Source organism: Microbacterium limosum (assembly GCF_036324365.1).
Taxonomy (GTDB): Bacteria; Actinomycetota; Actinomycetes; order Actinomycetales; family Microbacteriaceae; genus Microbacterium; species Microbacterium limosum.
In genome coordinates this window covers 2,045,148-2,071,808 of sequence record NZ_CP137080.1, presented here as the reverse complement: position 1 = coordinate 2,071,808, position 26,661 = coordinate 2,045,148, and the positions used below count along the sequence as shown (strand labels likewise).

Below are 26,661 nucleotides of genomic sequence, written 5' to 3'. Positions count from 1 at the left end.
GGCTCGCGGGCTCAGGTGATGGTCGGCACAGGCTCCGTGTCGGGGAGGGGGCTGGCATCGCGCCCCCGCAGGTCGGGGAACGAGCGCGCCCACACGACGGAGACGAGCACGCCGGCCGCGGCGAACGCGGCGGCGGCCCAGTACGCACCGCCGGGGCCCATCCCGTCGATGAGGAAGCCGGCGATGGCCGACCCGGCGGCGGCGCCGATGAGCTGGCCCGTGCCGATCCAGCCGTACGCCTCGGCGGTGTCGCTGAACTTCACGCTGGCGCTCGTGATCGCGAAGATCACCGCGAGGGCAGGCGCGATGCCGATGCCCGCGATGACGAGGGTGCCGCCGAGCCAGAACGCGTTGAGGGAGACCGTGGTGAGCACGAGCCCGATCGTGACGATCGCCATGCGACGCGCCATGGCCCACGGGCCGATCGGGAGGTGCCCGAACGAGAGCCCGCCCGCGAGGCTGCCGACGGCGAAGAGGGCGAGGATGATCCCCGCCTCGAAACCGCCGTGGCCGAAGCTCGCCACGACGCCCGCCTCGACGGCCGCGCACGCGCCGATGAGGAGGAATCCGATGACCGTGCCGAGCAGGACGGGCGGCTTCGCGAGCACCTTGCCGATCGACCGGCGGCTGCGCGGGATGCGCACGCGACCGAGCTCGGGAGACGCGATGAACCACGTGCAGCCGCCGAGGAGGATCGCGACGACGAGGATGAGCGCGGGGGTCGTGCCCGCCTGGAGGGCGACGAACGTGATGACGACGGGGGCGAAGACCCAGATGAGCTCCTGCAGCGACGCATCGAGGGAGAACAGCGGCGTCAGCTGCCGGGAGTTGACCATTTTCGGGTAGATCGTGCGCACGGCCGACTGGACCGGAGGAGTGGCGAGCCCCGCGAGCAGGCCGAACGCCATGTACGCCGGGACGGGCATCGCGATGAGCGCGATCGCCGTGATCGCGAGGGCGCACACGAGCATCGTGAGGGTGAGCACGCGCCGCATGCCCCACACGCCCATCCAGCGGCTCGTGACCGGTCCCGCGACCGCCTGGCCGACCGAGGTCGCAGCGAGCACCAGCCCCGCGGCGCCGTAGGAGCCCGTGATGTGCTCGACGTGCAGCAGGAGGCCCAGCGACATCATCCCATTGGGGAAGCGCGCCGTCAGCTGTGCGGCGATGATGCGGCCGACGCCCGGCGTGCGCAGCAGATCACGGTAGGCGCCCACGAACATCCATCGTAAGCCGCCCCCGAGCGGTGTGCGAGAGAGGTCGACGGCGCGCGTAGCGCGGGTCGTGGGGCAAGGGCGCGACACGCCGGGGACGGCTTTCCACAGGCAGATCGATGTCGGATGCCCCGAATAGGTTCGCGGCTGTGGACAGAAACTGCCGCGGCATCCTCGCGCCGCGATTTTCCGGGCCGATGGGGCCGCGGGATCGGGGTGGTGATTGTGGATGAAACGGTGGACAACTTGTGTTGTATCTAGAGGAACCGGTGGAAAATGACACGGATGTAACTACTAGCCCTTGTGGTGGCACCCGATGTCCGTCCCCATATGTAGTATTGGACTCCCGGTGGGGGGACGCCGGCCAGACCAACAGAACCAGTCCGCGATCAAGGGGATGAAAGGCCGTCATGGCGATCACCGTTTACACCAAGCCCTCCTGCGTCCAGTGCACCGCCACATACCGTGCGCTCGACTCCAAAGGCATCGAATACAACGTCCTCGACCTGTCGCAGGATGCCGGCGCGCTCGAGCAGGTCAAGTCGCTCGGCTACCTGCAGGCGCCCGTCGTCATCACCGACGAGGACCACTGGTCGGGATTCCGTCCCGACAAGATCGACGAGCTCGCGTCGCGCCTCGCCTGAGGCGCGCACAGGCTCTTCGACCCCCGCACATACCGGCCCTTCGAGGGAAGGGGAGGCGCATGACCGCCGTCGCGACGCGGGCGCCCCTGCTGGTCTACTTCTCGAGCGTCTCCGGTAACACGGCGCGCTTCATCGAGAAGCTCGGTCTCCCTGCCCGGCGCATCCCGCTGCACTCCTCCGAGCCGGCACTGCGGGTCGACGAGCCGTTCGTGCTCGTGACCCCCACCTACGGCGGGGGAGAGGGCAGGGGCGTCGAGAAGGGCGCCGTGCCAAAGCAGGTCATCCGGTTCCTCAACGACGAGGCCAACCGGGCCCAGCTGCGGGGCGTGATCTCCGCAGGCAACACCAACTTCGGCGAGTCCTTCTGTCTCGCCGGTGACATCATCAGCCGCAAGTGCCACGTGCCGCACTTGTACCGGCTCGAACTATTCGGCACGTCGGATGACATCGATCGCGTGAGCGACGGATTGGAACGATGGTGGAAGCTGCACTGACCGAGGCCCCGACCTTCAAGCACGACGCCGCGTTCGACGGGCTGGATTACCACTCGCTGAACGCGATGCTCAACCTGTACGGAGCGGACGGCAAGATCCAGTTCGACGCCGACAAGCGCGCCGCCAGGGAGTACTTCCTGCAGCACGTGAACCAGAACACGGTGTTCTTCCACTCCCTCAAGGAGCGCCTGGACTACCTCGTCGAGAAGCAGTACTACGAGCCGGCCGTGCTGGCGAAGTACTCCTTCGACTTCATCCAGCGGCTCAACGACCGCGCCTACGACAAGAAGTTCCGGTTCGAGACCTTCCTCGGCGCGTTCAAGTACTACACGAGCTACACGCTGAAGACCTTCGACGGCAAGCGGTACCTCGAGCGCTTCGAGGACCGCGTCGTGATGACGGCGCTCTTCCTGGCCGACGGCGACGAGAAGCTCGCCGAGAGCCTCGTTGACGAGATCATCTCCGGCCGCTTCCAGCCCGCCACCCCCACCTTCCTCAACGCGGGCAAGGCCCAGCGCGGCGAGCTGGTCTCGTGCTTCCTCCTGCGCATCGAAGACAACATGGAGTCGATCGCCCGCGGCATCAACTCCGCGCTGCAGCTGTCCAAGCGCGGGGGCGGCGTCGCCCTCCTGCTGTCGAACATCCGCGAGTCGGGTGCGCCGATCAAGCACATCGAGAACCAGTCCTCGGGCATCATCCCGGTCATGAAGCTGCTCGAAGACAGTTTCAGCTACGCCAACCAGCTGGGGGCCCGTCAGGGCGCCGGTGCCGTGTACCTCAACGCGCACCACCCCGACATCATGCGCTTCCTCGACACCAAGCGCGAGAACGCCGACGAGAAGATCCGCATCAAGACGCTCTCGCTCGGTGTCGTCGTCCCCGACATCACGTTCGAGCTGGCCAAGAACGGCGAGGACATGTACCTCTTCTCGCCGTACGACGTCGAGCGCGTGTACGGCGTGCCCTTCGGCGACATCTCGGTCACCGAGAAGTACCGCGAGATGGTCGACGACGCCCGCATCAAGAAGACGAAGATCAACGCGCGCGAGTTCTTCCAGACGATCGCCGAGATCCAGTTCGAGTCGGGCTACCCCTACGTGATGTTCGAGGACACCGTGAACAGGGCCAACCCCATCAAGGGCCGGATCAACATGTCCAACCTCTGCTCCGAGATCCTGCAGGTCAACACCCCGACCACGTACAACGAGGACCTCTCCTACGCGGAGATCGGCAAGGACATCTCCTGCAACCTCGGCTCGATGAACATCGCGCTGTCGATGGATGCCGACGACCTCGGCGACACCGTCGAGACCGCCATCCGCGCCCTCACCGCCGTCAGCGACCAGAGCCACATCGCCTCGGTCCGCTCGATCGAGGACGGCAACGACCGCTCGCACGCGATCGGCCTCGGCCAGATGAACCTGCACGGCTACCTCGCCCGCGAGCGGGTGCACTACGGGTCGGAAGAGGGCATCGACTTCACGAACATCTACTTCTACACGGTGCTCTTCCACGCGCTGCGCGCGTCGAACAAGCTCGCGATCGAGCGCGGTCGCGCGTTCGAGGGCTTCGCCGACTCGACGTACGCGTCGGGCGAGTTCTTCGACAAGTACATCGACCGCGCGTGGGTGCCCGAGACGGCGAAGGTGGCCGAACTCTTCGCGGGCAAGCACATCCCGACGCAGGACGACTGGCGCGAGCTGAAGGCCTCCATCCAGGCCCACGGCATCTACAACCAGAACCTGCAGGCCGTTCCTCCCACGGGCTCGATCTCCTACATCAACAACTCGACGTCGTCGATCCACCCGATCGCGTCGAAGGTCGAGATCCGCAAGGAGGGCAAGCTCGGGCGCGTGTACTACCCGGCGCCCTTCATGACCAACGACAACCTGGAGTACTACCAGGACGCGTACGAGATCGGCTACGAGAAGGTCATCGACACCTACGCGGCCGCGACGCAGCACGTGGACCAGGGCCTGTCGCTGACGCTGTTCTTCAAGGACACCGTTACGACGCGCGACATCAACAAGGCTCAGATCTACGCGTGGCGCAAGGGCATCAAGACCATCTACTACATCCGGCTGCGCCAGCTCGCGCTCGAGGGCACCGACATGTCCGAGTGCGTCTCGTGCATGCTGTGACCCGCGTCATCCGTCTCGTCTCGCTCTCCTCGATCGATCACAAGGACCGCTCATGACCCCTCCCGAAAGCCTGAAGCTGCTCAGTCACGTGCAGGCGATCAACTGGAACCGCATCCAGGACGAGAAGGACCTCGAGGTGTGGAACCGTCTCGTGAACAACTTCTGGCTGCCCGAGAAGGTGCCGCTCTCCAACGACATCCAGTCGTGGAACACCCTCACCCCCGAGGAGCAGGTGCTCACGATGCGGGTGTTCACGGGCCTGACCCTGCTCGACACGATCCAGGGCACCGTCGGCGCCGTCTCGCTCATCCCCGACGCGATCACTCCGCACGAGGAGGCCGTCTACACGAACATCGCGTTCATGGAGTCGGTGCACGCCAAGAGCTACTCGTCGATCTTCTCGACGCTGTGCTCGACGAAGGAGATCGACGAGGCGTTCCGCTGGTCGGTGGAGAACCCGAACCTTCAGAAGAAGGCTCAGATCGTCATGGAGTACTACCGCGGCGAGAGCCCGCTCAAGCGCAAGGTCGCCTCGACCCTTCTCGAGAGCTTCCTGTTCTACTCGGGCTTCTACCTGCCGATGCACTGGTCGTCGAGGGCGAAGCTGACCAACACGGCCGACCTCATCCGCCTCATCATCCGCGACGAGGCCGTGCACGGCTACTACATCGGCTACAAGTTCCAGAAGGGGCTCGAGCAGGCCACGCAGGCCGAGCGAGACGACATCAAGGACTACACGTTCTCGCTGCTGTACGAGCTCTACGACAACGAGGTGCAGTACACGCAGGACCTCTACGACGGCGTCGGGCTGACCGAGGACGTGAAGAAGTTCCTGCACTACAACGCCAACAAGGCCCTCATGAACCTGGGCTACGAGGCGATGTTCCCCTCGAGCGTCACGAACGTGAACCCCGCCATCCTCTCGGCCCTCTCCCCGAACGCCGACGAGAACCACGACTTCTTCTCGGGGTCGGGCTCGTCGTACGTCATCGGCAAGGCCGAGGCCACGGAAGACGACGACTGGGACTTCTAGAAGTTTTCTGAGAAGCCCCGGCTGAAAAGCCTGGTCAACGGCCCGGATCCGCGAAATCTCGCGGGTTCGGGCCGTTTTTATGCCCTCTGTTCGACGACAGAGGAGAACAGAGATGACCAGGAATATCCATTCAGTGGGGCACGCAGGGGGCACGCGTGCACCTTCGACGTGGGCAAGGAGGTGCGATCCGAACCGAATCGGGGTTCGGCTGACGCCCAACGCCGTGCCCCATCGTGCCCCTCGATGTGAACGCAAAGGCTCAACTTCCGCGGAATGCTGCGGTTCTCTGGGCCTGCGCAACGTGAGGGGCACGGAGGTGAATATTCGCTTCTCTGAGCGCCACGAGTATTGCGGTTGAGCGCCAACCTGCTCGTGGGCGCGTTCGCGTCGTTGAGCGCCACCGAGTATTCGGGTTCGGCGCCACCTTCCTAGGCTCCTTCTGCCGCGTGGCTGATCACGCGGCAGAAGGAGTAGTTCGGATGGTACGCAGGATCAAGGCGAAGCTGGTGTTGAGGCTTCGCGCGGAGGGGCTCACGGGTCGGCAGATCGCGGCGCTGGGCATGTCTCGGCACTCGGTGTCGGCGGTGCTCAACGCCGCCGACCGGGAGGGCGTCGGCTGGGACGACGTCGCGGAGCTCGACGAGGCGGACGTGTATGCGCGGCTGTTCCCCGGGCGTGGTGAGCACGAGAGTGTTCACGCGCAGCCGGACTGGGACAAGGTGCATCGGGAACTCGCGAGGGTCGGGGTGACGTTGAAACTGCTGCATGGCGAGTACGTCGATGCCTGCCGTGCCAAGGGCGAGACGGCGATGGGCTACGACCGGTTCTGCAAGACCTACCAGCGTCACGTGCTGGTGATCGGGGCGGCGTCGCGGGTCGGTCACAAGGCCGGGCAGACGGTCGAGGTCGACTGGTCGGGCAAGACTATGCAGCTCAGCGACCCGGTCACCGGGCAGGCGACGAGGGTCTACCTGTTCGTCGCGACGCTGCCGTTCTCCCGCTACTCGTTCGTCGAGCCGACGCTGGATATGAAGCAGGACACCTGGCTGCGCGCGAACACGGCGATGTTCGACTGGTTCGGCGGGTCCGTCCCGCGGATCGTTCCGGACAACCTGAAGGCGGGTGTGATCAAGCACCCTGCCGAGGGCGAGGTGGTGCTGAACGACGCGTATCGGGAGCTCGCGGCGCACTATTCGGCGGCGGTGCTGCCGGGACGGGTGAAGAAGCCGAAGGACAAGCCGAGTGTCGAGGGCACGGTCGGGAACGTTGCGACGGTGGTGATCGCGGCTCTGCGCAACCAGCGGTTCGCGACGCTGCCGGAGTTGCGGGCCGCGGTCTACGAACGCGTCGCCGCTTACAACGCGAAGCCGTTTCAGAAACGTGCCGGGTCGAGGCTTTCGGTGTTCGAGGGTGAGGAGAAGCCGCTGCTGCGGCCGCTGCCGCAGGTTCCGTTCGAGATCTCGCAGTGGCTCTACGGCCGCAAGGTCCACAAGAACGGGCATGTGGTGTTCGAGCGGAACTTCTACTCCGTCCCTTACGAGAACATCGGTCGGTCTGTCGACCTGCGCATCACCGACACCATGTTGGAGGTGTTCGCCGGGGATCAGCGGCTCACCAGTCATCTGCTCGCCCCGGCCGGGGTGGTCAACGAGTACCGGACGCACGACTCGGATCTGCCCGACGGGCCCCGCTACCAGCAGATGGACCCGCAACGGGCACGGGAGTGGGCCGCTCGGATCGGGGAGCACACCACCACGATCGTGAACCGGATCTTCGAGTCCGTCCCCGTCGACGAGCAGGGGCTCGGCGCCGCGCTGGCAGTGCTCAGGTTGACCCGACGCTACTCCGCCACCCGGGTCGAAGCCGCCGCCGGCATCGCACTCGATTCCCGCGTCCGATCACCGCGGTATGCGCATCTGCGGCCGATCCTGGAGTCCCACCAGGACCAGACCGGCAGACGCCAGCCGAGGTTCGAACCGTCGGCCCCAGAGGAACCGGCCGGGTATGTCCGCGGCGCCGACTACTACGCAGGAGACGCCCGATGAGCCGGCTCGATGCGGAGACGAAGCGGAAGCTGCGGGAGATGGGCGTCCCCGCCCTCGTCGACGCGCTCGACATCCAGGACGAGGGCCTCACGATGGGGCTGGTGTTCGAGGAGAGGATCAAGCTCGCCGTCGACGACGCCCACGCCGCGTTCACCCACTCCAAAGTCGAAGGCCTCATCCGATGAGCGGGCCTGCGCTACCCGAACGCGGACCTCCGCTGCGTCGACATGCTCGAACAACGCGGCCTGGACCGGGGTGTGATCGCGCAGCTCGGGACCTGCCAGTTCATCACGAGGCACATGAACGTCGTGTTCCAAGGCTTCACCGGCTCCGGGAAGTCCTACCTCGGCTCGGCGTTGGCGAAGCAGGCCTGTCAGCACCGCTACCGGGCGCACTACATCCGCATGCCCGACCTCGAAGAGACCTGGACCGCGGCGAAAGACAAGCCCGCCGGTCGGGAGAAGTGGTTGCGGAAGTACTCCACGTTCACGCTCCTCGTGATCGACGAATGGCTGCTCGACCCGCCCACCGACGACGTCCGGTCCATGCTGCTCGAGCTCCTCGAACGCCGTTACGACGCGACCTCGACGGTGTTCTGCACCCAGTACGCGAAGAAGGACTGGCACCAGCGCCTCGGCGGAGGGGTCCACGCCGACGCGATCATGGACCGCATCGTCCACAACACCCTCTGGATCGAGACCGGCGACGTCAACATGCGGGAGCACACCGCCGCCGCGGCCGGCTGAACCCGGGCCGGTGAGCGTCGCGCCGACCGGGGTGGCGCTCACCGGCAATACCGGTGGCCCTGAGAGTGAATATCGAGTGGCGCTCAACCGCAATAATCAGTGGCGCTCACGACTCCAAATACTCAGGAGGGGCACGACAGTCCACGAGCGGCTGTTCGAGTCCACGGGAGGTCATCATGAGCACGGTGAAACGCGAGGCCTGGGGTCGGTTGCGTAAGCTCCCGTCGGGTCGTTGGCAGGCCCGCTATCCCGCGCCAGATGGCGAGATGTACCCAGCGCGAACCGAGGACGATAAGGCGCTGACGTTCGTCACGAAGACTGATGCGCGAAAGTGGCTTGCGTCGATGCACTCGAAGATCTCGCTCGGCTTGTGGGAGCCGCCAGAAGTCATTGCGGAGCGACGCCGCGCCGAGACTGCCGCCGAGCAGTCGCGATCCATGGGCTTCGAGGAGTACTCCAAGCGATGGCTGCAGATGATCAAGACCGAGCCCAACCGAAGCGGCAAGATACGTGCCGTCGGCACCGTCCGCTCGTATCAGGGCAAGGTCTCGGGCTATCTCGTTCCTGAGTTCGGAGACACCCCGATGAGGGATATCGACGTCAACCGCATCCGTGTGATGACAGATCGACTCGACAAGATCCCAGCGCCGCTGAACCCGAAATCGAAGTTCAACGGCATCACAAGGCCGGTGCTGATCGTGCTCATGATGATCCTGCGCCAAGCGGCTCGCGACGGCATCATTCCAGCGGCGCCGAGCGTCTCGATTCCTCGTCAGGAATCGGTTCGCCATGATGCCGACCATGATGAAAGTGAGGACATCAGGGACTGCTGCACGGATAGGTGACAGGTTGTAGTCACGCCGCCAGTGCGACGGTCGTGTTCATGATGTTCTCGAACTCGATGGGCGTCAAACGCCCGAGCCGACGCTGTCTGCGTCGGCGGTGATAGGTCCGTTCGATCCAGGTGACAATCGCGATCCGCAACTGCTCACGGGTGGTCCAAGTGCGGCGGTCGAGGACGTTCTTCTGCAGCAAAGCGAAGAACGATTCCATCGCCGCGTTGTCCCCGCTCGATCCAACTCTTCCCATGCTCCCGACCATGCGATGGCGGGCCAGAGCACGCAGGAACTTCCGACTGCGAAATTGACTGCCCCTATCGCTATGCACGATGCAGCCGGCGACGTCGCCGTGCATTGCGACCGCGTTCTCGAGAGCCTGAACGGCCAGCCGCGACTTCATCCTGGAGTCGATCGAGTACCCGACGATCCGGCCGGAGAACGCGTCTTTGATCGCGCAGCAGTAGAGCTTGCCTTCCGCGGTCTTGTGCTCCGTGATGTCGACGAGCCAGAGTTCGTTCGGCGCGTCGGCCGCGAACACGTGCCGCGTCCGTCCGTCCTCGTCGACCACCGCGCAGAGATCGTCGTGCACCGGCGGACCCGGTCGGCGTCCTTTGCTGCGCTTGGGCTTCCCGAACGCGCTGAACCAGCCGTTGCTGGACGCGATCCGCCACGCCGTCCGATCCGACATGGATTCGCCCGCTTCGGCGGCTTCGTCGGCAAGGAGCCGGTGCCCGAAAACTCGGGATCGTCCCTATGCGCGTCGAACAGCGCGTTCGCGCGATACGCCTCCACCACCTCGCTGGTAGCGATGGGGTCCGCGAGCCACCGGTAGTAGGGCTGGCGGGAGAGCTTGAGCACCGACACGTCACCGTCACAGGGATCCCCGCGGCGGCGAGCTCCGTCACGAGCGGGTAGAACCTTTTCCCGGCAGGTTCGCCTGCGACAGATACGCCGCGGCCCGCCGGAGCACCTCGTTCTCCTGCTCGAGCAGCCGGTTCCGCTTCCTCAGCTCACGGATCTCAGCCGCCTCGGTGCGGGTCTGGCCAGGCTTGGCGCCCTCGTCGATATCGGCGCGACGCATCCACTTCTGCAGCGTCATCGGGTGGACCCCGAAGTCTTTCGCGATCTGCTCGATCGTCACTCCGGGCTCACGGCTCCTCGCGACGCGGACCACGTCGTCACGGAACTCGGTGGGATAAGGCTTTGGCACGATGCCATCCTTCCAGGCCGCCCTCCCGGGCAAGCCAGATCAGATGTCACCTACTCGTGCAGCAGTCCCGGGTGCTCGTGCGCGGAGGTCATTGAGAGCGACCGGCCATTCTGGGTCGCCTGGGATCAGGGTCCGAAAGCTGTCCGCCTCGGCCATACGTGCTGCAAGGCGATCAGGTGTGCCTATCGAGCGCAAGCGTGAATCGCCTGTAAGTCTCTGAAGTGGCTGGCCTGGGGTCGGCTGGCAGGGTGGGTGCTGGTGCTCCGTCTGGTCGTGACTCTTGAATCGCCTGGCCTCCCGCTTCGGCGGGGTGCCTTTCCCAGGATCTGTCCGGCCGGGTGGGTGCCGGCGCCGACCCTGCCCACTCCGATGGCTTGATCAGAAGCTTGCCCGACCGTTCACGGCGGTCGTGGCCCATTACAGGCCTGCCTCGAAGTGACCATTCCCGGGTCGACGCCAGCAGTGACGTCAACCCAGTGGAGAGGATCACGGTCACCATGACCATCGTCGCAAACACGTTCGCGTATGTCATCGGCGCGGACACCCATTCCAGAACACACACTCTCGCCGTGCTCGACGCGCGCACTGGCGCCAGAGTGGACACTCGGACCTTCCCGACGACGCCGGCGGGATTATCACGCGCGGTCGCGTGGATCGCTCGGCGCACCAGCGGGCTGGCCGATGTGCTCGTAACGATCGAGGGCGTCGGCTCGTATGGCGCCCGGCTCGCGAGAGCATGCCAGGACGCCGGCTACCGGGTCGTGGAGTCGTTCCCGACAGCGGCACGTGAACGTCGCGGACGAGGCAAGAGCGACGAGATCGACGCGGAACTGATCGCCCGCTCCGTGCTCGGCGTCGATGCCGACAACCTCCGTGATCCGCGTCAGGACGCGGGAGTCCGCGCGGCGCTGCGGGTGCTGATCGGCGCCCGCGACCTCATCAACCTCGAACGCACCAGGTCGATCAACGCCTTGACCGCGCTGCTTCGAACGGTCGACCTCGGCATCGACGCCCGCGCCTCGCTCACCAAGAAGCAGCTCGCGGCGATCGAGTCCTGGCGCACGCGACAGGAGGACCTCGCGACCGCGACAGCCCGCCGGGAAGCGATCCGGCTGGCCCGACGGGTTGCCGTCTGCGATGAGGACCTCGCTGCTAACCGTGACGAGATCACCGCGCTGGTCGCCGCCAGCGACGCCGCAATCCTGCTCGACGAGCCCGGGATCGGCGCGATCAACGCGGCCGTGATCATCGCCGCCTGGTCACACCCCGGCCGGGTCCGCTCCGAAGCAGCGTTCGCCGTGCTCGCCGGCGTCAGTCCCGTGCCCGCCTCGAGCGGAAACACCACCCGTCATCGCCTCAACCGAGGAGGCGACAGGCGTCTGAACAGAGCCTTATCGTCGATCGCGCTGACCCGAATGTCGCACCACCCGCCGACCCGCGCCTACGTCGAACGCCGACGAGCCGAAGGACGCACCACCAAGGAAATCCGCCGCTCACTCAAGCGATACATAGCCCGCCAGCTCTACCGCCGCCTCAGCGAGCAGAGCGGACTTGACAACACATAGAAGCATCCTGGGTTTCGTTCCGTTCTTCAAGCAAGGATGGAACCGATGAATCAGAAGTACTCGCCCGAGATGCGGGAGAAGGCGTTGCGGATGCTGGACGAGGCGAAGCCCTCGCATCCGAACCTGATGGTCGCGGTGCGTCATGTCGCCGGGCTGCTCGGTGTGAGCGCAGAGACGCTGCGGGTGTGGCATCGCCGGCGCGAGGTCGACGCGGGCCACCGGCCCGGCGTCCCGACCGATGTTGCCGAGGAGAACGCGAGGCTCAAGCGGGAGAACGCCGAGTTGCGGAAAGCGAACGAGGTCCTCAAGGCTGCGAGCGTGTTTTTCGCGAAGGAGCTCGACCGGCCCTGACCGACATGATCCGCTTCATCGACGAGCATCGGGATCAGTTCGGGGTCGAGTTCCTCTGCCGTGTCCTCCGGGACACGGTGCCAGGGTTCCTCACCTCCCGCGGGTATCGCGCCGCGAAGACCCGCGTGCCCTCGGCCCGGCAGCTGCGTGACGAGCTGCTCGTGCCGGAGGTCCGCCTTCTCCACGAGGAGAACTACGGCGTCTACGGCGTGCGGAAGATGCATGCGCTGTTGCGACGACAGGGGTGGGATGTCGGCCGTGATCAGACCGCCCGCCTCATGGGCCTCGCGGGAGTGCGCGGGGTGGCGCGGTCGAAGAAGGTGTTCACGACGAAGTCCGATCCGACGATCCCGCAACCGCAGGACCTCGTCAAACGCGACTTCACTGCTCTCGCGCCGCGGCGGCTGTGGGTCGCGGACATCACCTATGTCGCGACGTGGGCGGGGTTCGCGTATGTCGCGTTCGTAATCGACGTGTTCTCCCGCATGATCGTCGGCTGGAACGTCGCGTCGACGTTGAAGGCCGACGTGCTGCCGCTTGCAAGCGTTGAACATGGCCGCGTTCAACGCTGCGGGGCCGCTCGATGAGCTCGTCCATCACGCGGACCACGGGTCGAACTATCTCTCTGTGGTCTACACGGATCGGATCGTCGAGATCGGCGCGAAACCCTCCACGGGAACCGTGGGCGACAGTTATGACAACGCCCTCGCCGAGGCGGTCAATGGGCTCTACAAGACCGAGCTGATCCGCCGCCGGGGCCCGTGGCGGACGGTCGAGCAGGTCGAGCTCGCGACCCTCGAGTACGTGTGGTGGTGGAACAACTCCCGCCTCCACGGAGAGCTCGGCTACCGCACCCCCGCCGAGATCGAAGCCGCGTACTACGCTGACCAAGAATCACCCCAGTCGGCAACCGCCGGACAGGGAACCCGATAGGAACGAAACCCAGGATGCTTCTATGTGTTGTCAAGTCCGCTCTGCTCGCTGAGGCGGCGGTAGAGCTGGCGGGCTATGTATCGCTTGAGTGAGCGGCGGATTTCCTTGGTGGTGCGTCCTTCGGCTCGTCGGCGTTCGACGTAGGCGCGGGTCGGCGGGTGGTGCGACATTCGGGTCAGCGCGATCGACGATAAGGCTCTGTTCAGACGCCTGTCGCCTCCTCGGTTGAGGCGATGACGGGTGGTGTTTCCGCTCGAGGCGGGCACGGGACTGACGCCGGCGAGCACGGCGAACGCTGCTTCGGAGCGGACCCGGCCGGGGTGTGACCAGGCGGCGATGATCACGGCCGCGTTGATCGCGCCGATCCCGGGCTCGTCGAGCAGGATTGCGGCGTCGCTGGCGGCGACCAGCGCGGTGATCTCGTCACGGTTAGCAGCGAGGTCCTCATCGCAGACGGCAACCCGTCGGGCCAGCCGGATCGCTTCCCGGCGGGCTGTCGCGGTCGCGAGGTCCTCCTGTCGCGTGCGCCAGGACTCGATCGCCGCGAGCTGCTTCTTGGTGAGCGAGGCGCGGGCGTCGATGCCGAGGTCGACCGTTCGAAGCAGCGCGGTCAAGGCGTTGATCGACCTGGTGCGTTCGAGGTTGATGAGGTCGCGGGCGCCGATCAGCACCCGCAGCGCCGCGCGGACTCCCGCGTCCTGACGCGGATCACGGAGGTTGTCGGCATCGACGCCGAGCACGGAGCGGGCGATCAGTTCCGCGTCGATCTCGTCGCTCTTGCCTCGTCCGCGACGTTCACGTGCCGCTGTCGGGAACGACTCCACGACCCGGTAGCCGGCGTCCTGGCATGCTCTCGCGAGCCGGGCGCCATACGAGCCGACGCCCTCGATCGTTACGAGCACATCGGCCAGCCCGCTGGTGCGCCGAGCGATCCACGCGACCGCGCGTGATAATCCCGCCGGCGTCGTCGGGAAGGTCCGAGTGTCCACTCTGGCGCCAGTGCGCGCGTCGAGCACGGCGAGAGTGTGTGTTCTGGAATGGGTGTCCGCGCCGATGACATACGCGAACGTGTTTGCGACGATGGTCATGGTGACCGTGATCCTCTCCACTGGGTTGACGTCACTGCTGGCGTCGACCCGGGAATGGTCACTTCGAGGCAGGCCTGTAATGGGCCACGACCGCCGTGAACGGTCGGGCAAGCTTCTGATCAAGCCATCGGAGTGGGCAGGGTCGGCGCCGGCACCCACCCGGCCGGACAGATCCTGGGAAAGGCACCCCGCCGAAGCGGGAGGCCAGGCGATTCAAGAGTCACGACCAGACGGAGCACCAGCACCCACCCTGCCAGCCGACCCCAGGCCAGCCACTTCAGAGACTTACAGGCGATTCACACAGCAGCAGTGCACCGATCGCGAACAGGGCGACGATGAATCGGCGAGGCTTCAGGTCGAACAGGGCCGAGGGGAGGGCGCCTTGAACTGACACTCCAACACCTCCCGGACCGGTACGTCGCAACTTGACTTGCACATGCTATTCAATCATGTCGAGGCGATACCTCCCAGGGGTACCACCTGGCAATCCGTTCGTCTCGGGCGGACACGACCTCGGTACGAGACCTCGATCAGGTGCAGACGCATCTTCAGCTTCCCAGCGCCCGATTCACCCGCAGTAATTACACATGGTCGGGGAATCGGGTCTCAAGTAAAATCGAGGCAAAGACTCCATTCGACGATTGCTGGAACAGCGGCTGAGTTGCCGATACCACCCCAACAGTTGCCCGCCGGAGTTTGCGGAGTCAGCACCTCGGAGGTGAGGGTAATGGGGCCGAACTGGGACCACATGGGTTGGTGGGGTATGGGCTGGAGCTGGGTTTTCCTCATCCTGCTCCTGGTGGGAATTACCGTACTCATTGTGCTCCTAGTTCGAGTCTTTGCTGCACGCGATCCTCGACAGTCACCTCATCGCACCGAGAGCAACCGGGCTCGCGAGTTGCTCGATGAGCGCTATGCCCGTGGCGAAATTGACACCACCGAGTACGACGAGCGACGTCAACGACTTGACCGAGCACCCGACGCATGAAACCCATTACCCGTCGACAGGCGCTCCAGCTCGGCGCTCTGGGAGGGCTCGGTGTCGTCATCGGCGGGATCGGTCTCTCTCAAACAGGCCTCCCCTGGGGCAGAGCAATGGCCGATGGAGAACTGCTGATCGAGCCGGAGGTGTTACGAAGCAGCGGCGGGTTGCTGCAGGTCGACCTCGTTGCCGCGCGTCGCGAATTGACCATCGCCGGACGTCAGGTGCATGCCCTGACATACGGCGGCATGGTGCCGGGACGGACCTGGCGCGTGCGACCGGGGGACTCCATCGAGGTGCAGTTGCGGAACGAACTGGACACCCCAACCAACCTGCATACGCACGGACTACAGGTGTCTCCCGCGGGGAACGGTGACAACCCTTTCCTCTCGATAGACCCGGGGCAGAGCTTTGACTACCGATTCACGTTGCCAGAGGATCATCCGCCTGGGGTGTTCTGGTATCACCCTCACCGGCATGGCTCAGTTGCCGACCAGATATTCGGCGGCTTGTACGGTGCGCTGATCGTCGAGGATGGCCACATGCCCATCAGCCGCGAGCGGGTGCTCGTCGTCTCGGACATTTCACTGACTCCTGGCGGACAGATTGCGGCCGCCTCGGGCGCGGACGTGATGATGGGCCGCGAAGGTGATCTCCTGTTGGTCAATGGTCAGCACCGTCCGCACATGTCGGCACGACCTGGGGAGCAGGAACGCTGGCGTGTGATCAATGCATGCACCTCGCGCTACCTTCGCTTGGCCCTGCCTGGGCAACGTCTTGAGTTGCTCGGGATCGACGGCGGCCACGAGCAGGCTCCTCCGGAAGTGCGGGAGGTACTTCTAGCGCCCGGCAATCGCGCCGATCTTCTCGTGAGCATGAGCGCTGGGAGTGGTGAGTTTCAGACGCTGGGTTATGACCGCGGCGGGATGGGAATGATGGGAGGCCAGAACCTCTCCGGTCCCGAGACCATTGCCACGCTCACTGTCGCGGGGCAAGAAGTTGCTGCGCCGGGCGCGGCACTAGAACGACCGTCGGTTCGAGATCTGCGCGAGCAGCCCGTCGCACGGCAGCGCGAGATCACCTTCACCATGGGAATGGGGATGATGATGGGCGGTGGCGGAAGCATGATGGATTTCGGGTTCGACGGTCGTGCCTTCGACATGGACCGAGTGGACCAACACGTTGCTGCAGGGGCCGTCGAGGAGTGGCTCATCACGAACCCCACCCCTATGGATCACCCCTTCCATCTGCACATTTGGCCGATGCAGGTGATCGAAGCGGGTGGGCAACCGGTCAGTGAACCCACTTGGCGCGACGTCATCAATGTTCCCGCGCAGGATGGAGTGCGGGTGCTCGTCGACTTCGCGCGTCACCCGGGGCGCAGCGTCTACCATTGCCACATCCTTGATCACGAAGACGCTGGCATGATGGCCACCGTCGACGTCGCATAGTACCGTGCGCCCTCGCGCGGCTCGGCCCGCAGCTCTTCTTCTGAATCGATCCTCAAATTCCTATCGAAGCGAGGGTGCGTCGGGCAATCGTTGCCGCCCGCGTCACGCGTGGCTACCCTAGAAACGTGCCACGCGCTGCGAAAAGCGGCAGAAATGAGAGCCTGTTTCAGAGTGGCACGCAGAGGGCACGGCACCGCTGCAAACCCCGAAGATCCGCGTGATCACGCGGCCCATGACGAGTACCGGGACTTCTGAGCGCGTAGCGTCCCGCGCCGAGACACCACTTTCGCGTCGAAACACCGTTCGTCGGACGGTGGTTCGGCGCGGATATGGTGTTTCGGCGGCTGAGGCGGGCGCGGGGCGGGGCGCTCAGCGGCGGGTGGAGGACGTGAGCGTGAACTTCGGGGTGCGGGCGATCTGACGCGTGGGGCCGACGAGGCGCTCGGTCCTGAGTCGTGCCAAGTTAGTGCCCCGCGGCGGCGGTGAGGATGGCGTTGGCTTCGGGTCCGGGTGGGGTGGTCGCGGTGATCTCGTTCCCGCCGATGCTGATGGTGACGTCGCGGAGAGGTCGGAGGCTGCGGATGATCTTGCGGATGCTGAAGCCGGTGACGTCTTGAAGGTGGCGTGAGATCGCGAGGGCGGTGAACACGATCGTGAGGTGCGCGTGGATCGAGTCGGCCTCGTGATGGAACATCGGCCTCGCTCGGAGGTCGGTCTTCGCCATCCGGAACGACCGCTCGACCTGAAACAGCTCGTGATACGCCGCGACGACCTCGTTCCCGGTGAGCCGGACCTGGGGGATGTTCGTGACGTATCCCTTCAGCCCGGCGAGCTGCCGTGCCCGGTCGACGAGGACCTGATCGACCGCGGGGCGGGTGCCGGTGAGCTTCACGAACCGGTCCTTCTTGAGCGGCCGTTTCCCGTCGGCGATGCGCTGCGCGCGTTCGACCTGCTTGTCGAGGGTGTGGTTGTCGCGCCGGTCGCGTTTCGCGGAGTAGTGGTAGACCACCCGCCGTGCCCTCGCGTTCTCACCGACACCCATGACCCGCTTCGATTCCATCGTGCTGCCGTCGTAGAGGACTCCGCCATGCTTGTCGAAGTGCTCCGCGAGGTCGTAGGGGGCCTTGCTGATCCTGGAGCCGACGATGAACGAGAACTCGGCGTCCTCGATCTGGTTCAGGTTCGACGCGGACAGCATGCCGGCGTCGGCGACGACCACGACATCATCGACCTGGTGCCGGTCCTGGAACGCGCGGAGCACGGGCAGCAGGGTGAGGGTCTCGCCGGTGTTGCCGGGGAACTCGTGGACCTCGAGAGGGAACCCGTCGGGGGTGACGAGCATCCCGATCAGCACCTGCGGGTCGACGCGGCGTTCCTTGCTCATCCCGACCTTGCGCAGCGCGTCCTCGTCCTCGGCTTCGAAGTAGAGGGTGGTGACGTCGTAGAGCACCAGCCGCAACGCCCCCTTGCGGGTCGCGTGGGCGTAGGCGGCGGTGGCGAGCTTGTCACGCCAGTCCTGCTCGACGCACCGAGCGAGGGTGCGCCAGATCGTCCGCAGCCCGGGCGCGGGGACCCCGAGCTCTTCGAGCACCCGGATCGTGTCGGCCTTCGACGTCGGCTCGACCACTCGGGCCAGGACGAGCTTCATGAACGTGTCGTCATCGACGGCGGTGTCGAACCCGATCCGCCGGTACGTGGTCTCGAGCAGTTCCCACAACACCCGGGATCGGGAACCGACGACGGTCGGCGCCACCCCGGTCGGCGCGGTCGGGGTCAGCGCGTCCAGGTCGAACGCGAGCTGACCGGCGGTGATCCGCTCCCTCGCGGTCTGCACTAGCGCCGCCAACTGCGCGTCGTCATGAGCGGAGCCGATGTGCTCCACGATCGTGCGGACACCGCGATGCTTGCGTGCGATCTGCACCGCCGTCCCACCCGACGACGTGCGCACCTTCCGCACGAACAACCCCACCGAGCGAGTCTAAATCGATGCCGTTAGTGCCCCGCACGGACACCAGCACCCCCGAAAAATCAACGATCCCGAGCCCTCGAGACGCCGATCACGCGAAAGTGGCACGAGTCAGGGCGCGGGGCGGGGGCCTCAGCGGCGGGTGGAGGCCGTGAGCGTGAACTTCGGGGTGCGGGCGATCTGACGCGTGGGGCCGACGAGGCGCTCAAGCGATGCGCGGTACTGCAGGGCCGAGTTCCAGACGGTCCACAGCTCGCCCCCGGGGCGCAGCACGCGCGCCGCATCGGCGAACAGGTGCCGCGCGATCGTCTCGTCGATGGCGGATCCGCGATGAAACGGCGGATTCAGGGCGACGAACGACGCGCTCGCGTCGGGCAGGGCCGAGAGGGCGTCGTCGCGGGCGACCGACATCCGGTCGTCGACGCCGTTCGCGGCCGCGGTCGCGCGCGCCGAGGCGACGGCGGCCGATGACTCGTCCGACGCGTAGACGCGCAGTCCCGGATGCCGCAGGGCCAGCGTCGCGCCGACGATCCCCGTGCCGCACGCCAGGTCGATCGCCGCATCGTCCGCGGCGCCCGGGATCGCCTCCGGCAGGTGGTCGAGCAGCAGCCTCGTGCCGATGTCGATCGACGTTCCCGCGAACACGCCCCCGAACGCGCAGACGACGACACCGTCGTGCTCGGCCCGGGCGGGCGCGGGGTCGACGCCGTCCTGCGGCCCTCGGGCGATGAGCACCCGCGACTTCTGGCGCGCGTGCGTCACGTCGACGCGGCCGAAGCGCTCGCGCAGCACGTCGTTCATGCCGAGGCTCATGTGCTTGATCCGGCCGCCCGCGAACACGACGACCTCGGGCGCCGCGTGTGCCGCGATCAGGCCCGCGACGTCGCGGAGCGCGTCGAGCGATCGCGGCAGGCGCAGCAGCACGACACGGGCGCCGCGCACGAGCTCGGCATCGAGAGCGAGGGAGGCGACGGATGCCGCGTGGCCCGTCGCCGCCGCGTTCCGGGCGAGGGCACGCTCTCCGAGCAGAGAGTCCTGATGCACACGGACGATGCCGCCCGTGACGCCCGTCTCCGCCGCCTCCGCCGCGACGGAGAGCGCGAGGGCGCCGTACGTGTCGCCGATCACCACGACCTCGCCCCGGCGGAGGCCGGCGCGCTCCGTGACGGACTCGTCCAGGAGCAGCCGATCGGCGGCGTCGTGGGCCCGAGGGGCGGCATCCCCGGAGTCCGGGAATGGGCTCAGGGTGTTGAGGTCGAGACTCACCGCGGGGCCGACGGGTGCGGCTCGGCGCTTCGCCGCCGCCGGATGAGCGCGCCGATCCACTCGACCACGAGCCATCCCCAGCCGCCGAGCCACGCGATCGCCGCGGCGATGCTGATGACCCCCGAGAGCATGCCGAGAACCGGGTCGGAGGCGGCTCCGACCAGGTACATGAAGGAGGATCCCCAGGACGAATCGCCGCCGTCGACGAAGAAGAGCCCGGTCGCGAGAACGCCGCCCGATGTCAGCCACGCCGCGATGAGCGCGCGACGGCGTGCCGTGCCCGCCCGGAACAGGGCGCGCCCGCCGAAGAACCCCATGGCCGCCGCGACCACCTGCACGACGTATCCGATCGCGAGGAGGGGCGAGGCGAAGAGGACGAAGAACAGCATCCAGCCCGGCCAGGCGATCTTGATCGCGATCGCGGCGAGCGGCAGGACGACGAGGGCGATGCCCGCCGCCAGCAGCGCGGAATCGGAACGGGACCCGGGTGCGACCGTACTCATGATCCGATCCTGGCAGAGCGTCCGGGTCCGTCGCGCTCGACCCGCGGATCGACCGGTCGGTGCCCGGCCGCGGCGGTGCTGTTCTCGGCGAGCAGCGACCGTGCGAGCAGCGTCGAACCCGCGACGGCCGCGGGCATGCTCGCCACGGCGCCGAGCGGAACGAGGAAGCACAGCTGGGTCGCGACGCCGAAACCCAGGGCCCGCGCACGGTGAGCGCGCAGCAGGCGCCGCCGCTGCGGTGCCGGGATGCCGCGGGCCGACAGCGCCCGCGAGCTCAGCTCGTCGGCGAGCAGCCACCCCGTCAGCGTCACGCCCACGATCGCCCCGAGAGCACCGCCGACGACCGGGACGAGCCCCGTGAGCCCCGCGAGCAGCGCGACACCCACGCCCCGCGCGACGAGGGCGACCGCGTCGCCGACGCCGCGCCAGAACCCGTAGGTCGAGTCCTGCGGCGGGTCGCCCGCCTCTCGTTCGACCGCGCGCCAGATGCGTTCGTAGAACGGCTCGCCCACGACGAGGGTCGCGGCCGTGAACGACACCGCGACGATCACGAGCGCGCCGCCCAGCATCGCGGTGCCCGCGGCGATGCGGATGACGCCCGCCCACAGCCCGGGCCATCCCTCCGCGAACGGGGTCACGGACGCTGTCAGGGCGGGAAGGTTCACGGCGAGGGCGATGAGGCCCGTCAGCAGCAGCGCCCCGACGATCGCCGCGGGGAGCAGCCCGAGCGCCATCGCCCCGGGGCGTCGCCGCCAGAAGGAGAACCCGCGGCCGAGCAGGGCCGCGCCGTGGAGGAACTCGCGCATCGTCACCAGGGTACGACGCGAGGTGTCCGTAGGCTGGGGGGAGAGCCCCCGAGGAGAGCCGTGTTCCACACCCCCCTGTCGCTGTTCCGCACGCTGGCGATCGCGGAGGCGGTCTCGTGGACCCTGCTGATCGGCGGCCTCGTGCTCCGTGCGACGGCCGACCTCCCCCTCGCGGTGACGATCGGCGGCGGCATCCACGGATTTGTCTTCCTGGCGTACGGCGCCACCGCCGTGCTCGTCGCGGCGAACCAGCGCTGGGGTGCCGGGCCCACCGTCGTCGCGATCGCGAGCGCCGTCGTCCCGTACGCGACGATCCCGACCGAGATCTGGCTGCACCGCACGGGCCGCCTGCGGGGCGACTGGCGCCGGGAGGCGGGCGCGGACCCGCGGGATGCCGCGTGGCACGACCGCCTGATGCGCTGGTTCCTGCGCCGGCCCTGGGTGCTCGGCCTGCTGCTGGCCGCCGCGGTCGCGCTGATCTTCGTCGTGCTGCTCATCGTCGGCCCGCCGGGCGGGCGGGACTGACCGGGGAGCGGTCCGCATGAGGCTCCGGACGACGTCGACCCAGCGGACGTACCGCTACGTGCGCCTGAGCCTCGTGGGAGCCATCGTGCTCCTCGGGGTCGCGTTCGCCGCGGTGTCGGTCGCGCAGGGGCCGCCCGCCTCGCTCAGCGCCGCGTTCTACACGCCCGCGCGGGACGTGTTCGTGGGCGCGGTCTTCGCCGTCTCGCTCGCGCTTCTCGCACTGTCGGGGCGCAGCGTCGAGCAGGCGCTGCTGGACTACGCGGCCATCCTGGCGCCGCTCATCGCCATCGTGCCCACCCCCCTCGCAGCGGGCGACGTGCCGGGGTTGGCCTCGTCCTGCCCCGACACCGCGCCGTGCGTGCCCTCCGCCTTCCTCCCCGGGATCGCCGTGGGGGTGACGGCGCTCGTCGTCGTCGGGTCCGCGGGCGTCGTGACCGCCGTCGTCCTCGCGCTCGTGCAGGGCACGTGCTCGCGCGGATTCGTGCTCGCCGCCTCTGGAGCGGGCGTGCTCGTCGTGGCGGTGGCCCTCTGGGCGCTGCTGGATGCCGAGGGCTTCGTGCGGGGCGCGCACCTGGCCGCGGCGGTGGCGTTCTTCGGCCTCATCGCGGTCGTCGCGGCGCTGGCCGCCTTCGCCCCCGCGGGCGCCCGCGCGCGGAGGCGTCCGTGCGCTGTACTCGGTCGTCGCCGTCGGCATCGCGATCACGGTGCTGGTGCTGCTCGCGGCCATCGTCGCGGCGCTCGCGGGTGCGGATCTCGCGGGAACGGGGGTGGTGCCCGTCGTCCTCGTCGGGGAGGTCGTGGTGCTCGTGCTCTTCGCCGTTTTCTGGGTGGCGCAGACCCTGGAACTGTGGGACGACCCCGATCTGGGGGTGGACGCCCGGGAATAGTCCGAGAGCCGTCGCGTTGACTTGATACTGACGTGCTCAACTTTTAAAGTTGACACAACTTCACTCAAGTCAAGATCAGGAGACCTCGTGTCCGACGACGTCACTCCCGGAAACCCGGATCCCTTCGAGGGCGGGAACACGTTCGACGAGTTCCTCGCCCGCTACCTCGCCGGCGAGCGCGCCCGCGCCGCCGGGTCGATCGACCTCAGCCGCTTCCTCAGCGCGCGTACGCAGCTCATGCTGCAGGAGGCCGGCCGCTTCGCGCTCGGCCGCGGTCAGCGCGAGCTCGACGCCCTGCACGTGCTGCGGATCGTCGTGACGCAGCAACCCGCCAGCGACGCCGTGGCCCGCCTCGGCGCCGACCCCGAGGCGATCGCCCGCTCCGCCGAGCAGCGCCTGCCCGCGGCATCCGCCCCGGCACCCGTCGACGGCGCCGTCGTCACGACGTCGGTGCAGCGCGCGCTCTTCCACGCCTTCCAGGTCGCCCGCTCCTCGGGATCGACCTACGTCGACCCAGAGCACCTCTTCTTCGCCCTCGTGCTGGCCGAGGACTCCCCGGCCGGCCAGGTGCTCGCCGACGCGGGAGTGACCGCCGAAGCCCTGACGCAGGGCGCGCGCGAGACCGTCGGCGCGCCGGCCGGCGACGACACGCAGGCCGCGGCATCCGCCACCCCCCTGCTCGACAAGTACGGGCTGGACCTCACCGCCCGCGCGAGCGAGGGCCTCATCGACCCTGTGATCGGCCGCGCCGACGAGATCGAGCAGACGATCGAGATCCTCTCCCGCCGCACGAAGAACAACCCCGTGCTGATCGGCGAGGCCGGCGTCGGCAAGACGGCGATCGTCGAGGGCCTTGCCCGCGCGATCGTCGAGGACGCCGTGCCCGAGCAGCTGCGCGGAAAGCGCCTGGTCGCCCTGGACCTGCCCGCCATGCTCTCCGGCGCCCGCTACCGTGGCGACTTCGAGGAGCGACTGACGGGCACGATGGACGAGATCGCCGCCCACTCGGGCGAGCTGATCGTCTTCATCGACGAGGTGCACACCGTCGTCGGCGCGGGAGCGGGCGGCGAGGGGGCGATGGATGCCGGGAACATCCTCAAGCCGCGCCTCGCCCGTGGCGAGCTGCACCTCATTGGTGCGACCACACTCAAGGAGTACCGCACGATCGAGAAGGATCCGGCGCTCGAGCGCCGCTTCCAGCCCGTGCGGGTGGGCGAGCCCTCGCTCGAGGACGCCGTCGAGATCCTGCGCGGGCTGCGCTCCGCGTACGAGGAGCACCACGCGGTGTCGTACACCGACCAGGCGCTGCGCGCGGCCGTCGAGCTGAGCGACCGCTACGTCGGCGACCGCGTGCTTCCCGACAAGGCGATCGACCTCATCGACCAGGCGGGCGCGCGGCTGCGGCTGCAGCTGGGCGTCACCGTCGACGTGAGTGCCCTGCAGGAGCGCCTGAGGCAGCTCGAGGCCGACAAGAACGCGGCCGTCGCGGCCGAGCACTACGAGGAGGCATCCCGTATCCGCGACGCGATGAGCGAGGTGCAGGCGAGCATCGACGCGGCCCTCGCCGCGGGGGGACGCGACACGGTCGTGGACGAGGCGGAGATCGCCGCCGTGATCAGTCGCGCCACCGGCATCCCGGTCAGTCGGCTCACGGAGACCGAGCGCGGCCGGCTCGCGACGCTGGAGCAGGAGCTGCACGCGCGCGTGATCGGCCAGGACGACGCCGTCGCGGCGGTCGCCAAGGCCGTGCGCCGCAGCCGCACCGGCATGAGCGACCCGCGTCGCCCCATCGGCTCGTTCCTCTTCCTCGGCCCGACGGGAGTGGGAAAGACCGAGCTCGCGAAGGCGCTCGCGGGCAGCGTGTTCGACGACGAGGACTCCGTCATCCGCTTCGACATGAGCGAGTTCGGCGAGCGGCACACCGTCTCGCGGCTCGTCGGTGCCCCTCCCGGATACGTCGGGTACGACGAGGCGGGCCAGCTCACCGAGCGGGTGCGGCGCAACCCCTACGCGGTCGTGCTCTTCGACGAGATCGAGAAGGCCCACCCCGACGTGTTCACCCTGCTGCTGCAGGTGCTCGACGACGGGCGCCTCACTGACGGGCAGGGTCGCACGGTCGACTTCCGCAACACCGTGATCGTGATGACCTCCAACCTCGGGTCGGAGTTCCTCGCCTCGCGCTCGGGTGCGCTCGGCTTCGTCGCCGACGGCGGCGGGGCGACGGGCTTCGGCTCCGACGAGGAGCTGCGTGCCCGCGTCATGGGCAAGGTGCGGGAGGCCATGCGTCCCGAGCTGCTCAACCGCATCGACGAGATCGTGCTGTTCCGCAAGCTCGAGAAGCCGCAGCTGAGGAGCATCGTCTCGCTTGCGCTCGACGCGACGCGCGCGCGCCTGGCCTCGCGCGAGGTGGCGCTCGAGGTGACCGACGCCGCGATCGACTGGCTGGCCGACCGCGGCTACGAGCCCGAGTACGGGGCGCGGCCGCTGCGCCGGCTGGTGCAGCGCGAACTCGACGACCGCATTGCCGACCTCTTCGTCTCGGGGCGTCTGGCCGACGGCGCCGCCGTGCGGGTGGATGCCGCGGGCCCCGCGCTCGCCGTCGACCCGATCGGTGCGGCGGTGCCGGCCGCGGCCTGATCCGTCGCCTCTCGCGGCGCGTTCCCGTCTCGGAGCGCGCCGCGAGGGTGTCAAGCCCCTCGGATCCGGCGCCGGCGCGCCATAGCGTCGGGGTATGACCGAGATCATCGACTTCACACCCTCCCGCGCGATCGTGACGGCATCCGATTCCGGGATCGGCGCCGCGACCGCGCTCGCCCTCGCTGCCGCGGGGATGGACGTCGGCGTCACGTGGCACACCGATGAGGAGGGCGCCCAGGCCACGGCCGAGGGGGTGCGCCGCCTCGGCCGCCGTGCCGTCGTCACCCGTTTCGACGCGACGGACTTCGAGGCCGTGCCCGGGGTGATCGACGAGCTGGCCGACGGGCTCGGCGGGCTCGACGTCTTCGTCAACAACGCCGGCGGCGGCACGGGCGGTCCCTTCCTCGACGTGACCCTCGAGGACTGGCGCCGCATCGTCGCGCTCAACCTCGACGGCGCGTTCGTGGGTCTGCAGGCGGCCGCGCGGCGCATGGTGGCCTCGGGCGCCGGCGGTCGCCTCATCGCCATCTCGAGCGTGCACGAGCACCAGCCGCGTGTGGGCTCGGCCGCCTACGTCGCCTCCAAGCACGGTATCGGCGGCCTGCTGAAGGTGATGGCGCAGGAGCTCGGCGTGCACGGGATCACGGCCAACGCCGTCGCGCCGGGCGAGATCGCGACACCCATCAACGACATGGACTCCGGGGATGCCGAGCGGGTGCACCGCCCCGGCATCCCGCTCGCGCGCCCCGGTGCGCCGCGCGAGATCGCGGACGTCGTGGCCTTCCTCGCCTCGCCCGCCGCATCGTACGTCACGGGTGCATCGTGGGTCGTGGACGGCGGGATGCTGCAGATGGGGCCGCAGGCGGGGTCGCACCTCACCGGCGACGAGTGGCGCGAGGGGTGAGCCCCGCGCGCCGGCGGCGCGACGCGGTCGCGATCCTGCGAAGCGCGGCGAGGTGGACGCTGGCGGCCGTGCTCCTGGCCGCGGGCGCATCCCACCTGACGTGGGGCAGGCGCGGGTACCGCATCGTCGTGCCGGGCTGGGCGACCCGGGTGACGCGGCTCGACGAGGACGCGATCGTCGTGGCATCCGGGGTCGTGGAGATCGGGCTCGGGGCGGCGCTGGTGGCCCTTCCCCGCGAGCGACACGCGATCGGCGCGGCCGTCGCGGCGTTCTTCGTCGCCGTCTTCCCGGGCAACGTGCACCAGTGGCGCACGGGGCGTGCGGCGCCCCTCCTGCGCCCCGATCGCGCGCGCTTGATCCGCCTGTTCCTGCAGCCGGCGCTCGTGGCCTGGGCCCTGTGGGCCACGGGCCCTCGCTCCCGCTGACGGGCC

At 67.9% G+C, this 26,661-nt stretch carries 19 protein-coding genes, 3 pseudogenes and 1 other annotated feature; of the genes and pseudogenes, 15 read left to right on the top strand and 7 right to left on the bottom strand.

What is annotated here, in order from left to right; all coding sequences use genetic code 11:
• Nucleotides 1–11: 11 nt before the first annotated feature.
• Nucleotides 12–1,217 (bottom strand): MFS transporter, encoded by a 1,206-nt coding sequence (locus tag RYJ27_RS09940; protein ID WP_330170155.1) that lies wholly within the window; start codon nucleotides 1,215–1,217, stop codon nucleotides 12–14.
• Nucleotides 1,218–1,624: 407 nt separating this feature from the next.
• On the opposite strand from RYJ27_RS09940, the gene nrdH reads away from it, so the two are divergent.
• The 7 genes and pseudogenes from nrdH (at nucleotide 1,625) to RYJ27_RS09900 (ending at nucleotide 9,162) form a co-directional block, all read left to right on the top strand.
• A complete protein-coding gene (gene nrdH, locus RYJ27_RS09935) occupies nucleotides 1,625–1,858 on the top strand; it encodes a glutaredoxin-like protein NrdH (RefSeq protein ID WP_330170154.1) in 234 nt (77 codons plus the stop codon).
• Between the two features lie 59 nt (nucleotides 1,859–1,917).
• Nucleotides 1,918–2,352 (top strand): class Ib ribonucleoside-diphosphate reductase assembly flavoprotein NrdI, encoded by a 435-nt coding sequence (nrdI, locus tag RYJ27_RS09930; protein ID WP_330170153.1) that lies wholly within the window; start codon nucleotides 1,918–1,920, stop codon nucleotides 2,350–2,352.
• Complete coding sequence (nrdE, locus tag RYJ27_RS09925) at nucleotides 2,334–4,493, top strand: class 1b ribonucleoside-diphosphate reductase subunit alpha (protein ID WP_330170152.1); 2,160 nt, start codon at nucleotides 2,334–2,336, stop codon at nucleotides 4,491–4,493. The genes nrdI and nrdE overlap by 19 nt, the downstream gene beginning before the upstream one ends.
• A gap of 52 nt (nucleotides 4,494–4,545) precedes the next feature.
• Nucleotides 4,546–5,526 carry a class 1b ribonucleoside-diphosphate reductase subunit beta gene (nrdF, locus tag RYJ27_RS09920; protein WP_330170151.1) on the top strand — a complete coding sequence of 327 codons (981 nt, stop codon included), beginning with the start codon at nucleotides 4,546–4,548 and terminating at the stop codon, nucleotides 5,524–5,526.
• 479 nt (nucleotides 5,527–6,005) lie between these two features.
• A complete protein-coding gene (istA, locus tag RYJ27_RS09915) occupies nucleotides 6,006–7,571 on the top strand; it encodes an IS21 family transposase (protein WP_330170150.1) in 1,566 nt (521 codons plus the stop codon).
• A pseudogene (locus RYJ27_RS09905) lies at nucleotides 7,568–8,317 on the top strand (ATP-binding protein). The gene istA and the pseudogene RYJ27_RS09905 overlap by 4 nt, the downstream one beginning before the upstream one ends.
• Nucleotides 8,318–8,493: 176 nt before the next feature.
• A complete protein-coding gene (locus RYJ27_RS09900; protein ID WP_330170148.1) occupies nucleotides 8,494–9,162 on the top strand; it encodes a hypothetical protein in 669 nt (222 codons plus the stop codon).
• A 10-nt stretch (nucleotides 9,163–9,172) separates the two neighbouring features.
• Here RYJ27_RS09900 and RYJ27_RS09895 read toward each other — a convergent pair.
• Nucleotides 9,173–10,366, bottom strand: a pseudogene (locus RYJ27_RS09895) (IS3 family transposase).
• A gap of 497 nt (nucleotides 10,367–10,863) precedes the next feature.
• Between RYJ27_RS09895 and RYJ27_RS09890 the strand changes: the two are divergent.
• Both RYJ27_RS09890 and RYJ27_RS09885 read left to right on the top strand, forming a co-directional pair.
• Nucleotides 10,864–11,931: an IS110 family RNA-guided transposase gene (locus tag RYJ27_RS09890; protein ID WP_061873125.1), complete on the top strand. Its 1,068-nt coding sequence runs from the start codon at nucleotides 10,864–10,866 to the stop codon at nucleotides 11,929–11,931.
• Nucleotides 11,932–11,976: 45 nt separating this feature from the next.
• Nucleotides 11,977–13,215, top strand: a pseudogene (locus tag RYJ27_RS09885) (IS3 family transposase).
• Nucleotides 12,249–12,352, top strand: a sequence feature (AL1L pseudoknot). (Overlaps the previous pseudogene by 104 nt.)
• Before the next feature lie 20 nt (nucleotides 13,216–13,235).
• Here RYJ27_RS09885 and RYJ27_RS09880 read toward each other — a convergent pair.
• Entirely contained in the window at nucleotides 13,236–14,303 is a 1,068-nt protein-coding gene (locus tag RYJ27_RS09880) for an IS110 family RNA-guided transposase (RefSeq protein ID WP_061873125.1), read from the bottom strand.
• Nucleotides 14,304–15,287: 984 nt separating this feature from the next.
• Between RYJ27_RS09880 and RYJ27_RS09875 the strand changes: the two genes are divergently transcribed.
• Nucleotides 15,288–16,736: a multicopper oxidase family protein gene (locus RYJ27_RS09875; RefSeq protein ID WP_330170147.1), complete on the top strand. Its 1,449-nt coding sequence runs from the start codon at nucleotides 15,288–15,290 to the stop codon at nucleotides 16,734–16,736.
• Between the two features lie 463 nt (nucleotides 16,737–17,199).
• Here RYJ27_RS09875 and RYJ27_RS09870 read toward each other — a convergent pair whose 3' ends face one another.
• From RYJ27_RS09870 to RYJ27_RS09855, 4 genes are all read right to left on the bottom strand, one after another.
• Complete coding sequence (locus tag RYJ27_RS09870; protein ID WP_330170146.1) at nucleotides 17,200–18,705, bottom strand: IS1634 family transposase; 1,506 nt, start codon at nucleotides 18,703–18,705, stop codon at nucleotides 17,200–17,202.
• Between the two features lie 129 nt (nucleotides 18,706–18,834).
• A complete protein-coding gene (locus RYJ27_RS09865) occupies nucleotides 18,835–19,968 on the bottom strand; it encodes a class I SAM-dependent methyltransferase (protein ID WP_330170145.1) in 1,134 nt (377 codons plus the stop codon).
• The gene (locus RYJ27_RS09860; protein WP_330170144.1) at nucleotides 19,965–20,471 is read right to left on the bottom strand and encodes a hypothetical protein; all 507 of its coding nucleotides are present in this window, start codon (nucleotides 20,469–20,471) and stop codon (nucleotides 19,965–19,967) included. Before RYJ27_RS09860 ends, RYJ27_RS09865 begins: the two co-directional genes overlap by 4 nt.
• Nucleotides 20,468–21,277 (bottom strand): EI24 domain-containing protein, encoded by an 810-nt coding sequence (locus tag RYJ27_RS09855; protein ID WP_330170143.1) that lies wholly within the window; start codon nucleotides 21,275–21,277, stop codon nucleotides 20,468–20,470. Before RYJ27_RS09855 ends, RYJ27_RS09860 begins: the two co-directional genes overlap by 4 nt.
• A 60-nt stretch (nucleotides 21,278–21,337) precedes the next feature.
• Between RYJ27_RS09855 and RYJ27_RS09850 the strand changes: the two genes are divergently transcribed.
• The 5 genes from RYJ27_RS09850 to RYJ27_RS09830 all read left to right on the top strand — a co-directional run bounded on the left by RYJ27_RS09850 (nucleotide 21,338) and on the right by RYJ27_RS09830 (nucleotide 26,655).
• Nucleotides 21,338–21,802, top strand: coding sequence for a DUF3817 domain-containing protein (locus tag RYJ27_RS09850; RefSeq protein WP_330170142.1), 465 nt, complete (start codon nucleotides 21,338–21,340; stop codon nucleotides 21,800–21,802).
• 16 nt (nucleotides 21,803–21,818) lie between these two features.
• Nucleotides 21,819–22,709: a hypothetical protein gene (locus tag RYJ27_RS09845; protein WP_330170141.1), complete on the top strand. Its 891-nt coding sequence runs from the start codon at nucleotides 21,819–21,821 to the stop codon at nucleotides 22,707–22,709.
• Between the two features lie 67 nt (nucleotides 22,710–22,776).
• A complete protein-coding gene (locus RYJ27_RS09840; protein ID WP_330170140.1) occupies nucleotides 22,777–25,326 on the top strand; it encodes an ATP-dependent Clp protease ATP-binding subunit in 2,550 nt (849 codons plus the stop codon).
• A 94-nt stretch (nucleotides 25,327–25,420) separates the two neighbouring features.
• Entirely contained in the window at nucleotides 25,421–26,230 is an 810-nt protein-coding gene (locus tag RYJ27_RS09835; RefSeq protein WP_330170139.1) for an SDR family oxidoreductase, read from the top strand.
• The gene (locus RYJ27_RS09830) at nucleotides 26,227–26,655 is read left to right on the top strand and encodes a DoxX family protein (RefSeq protein WP_330170138.1); all 429 of its coding nucleotides are present in this window, start codon (nucleotides 26,227–26,229) and stop codon (nucleotides 26,653–26,655) included. Before RYJ27_RS09835 ends, RYJ27_RS09830 begins: the two co-directional genes overlap by 4 nt.
• Nucleotides 26,656–26,661 lie beyond the last annotated feature (6 nt).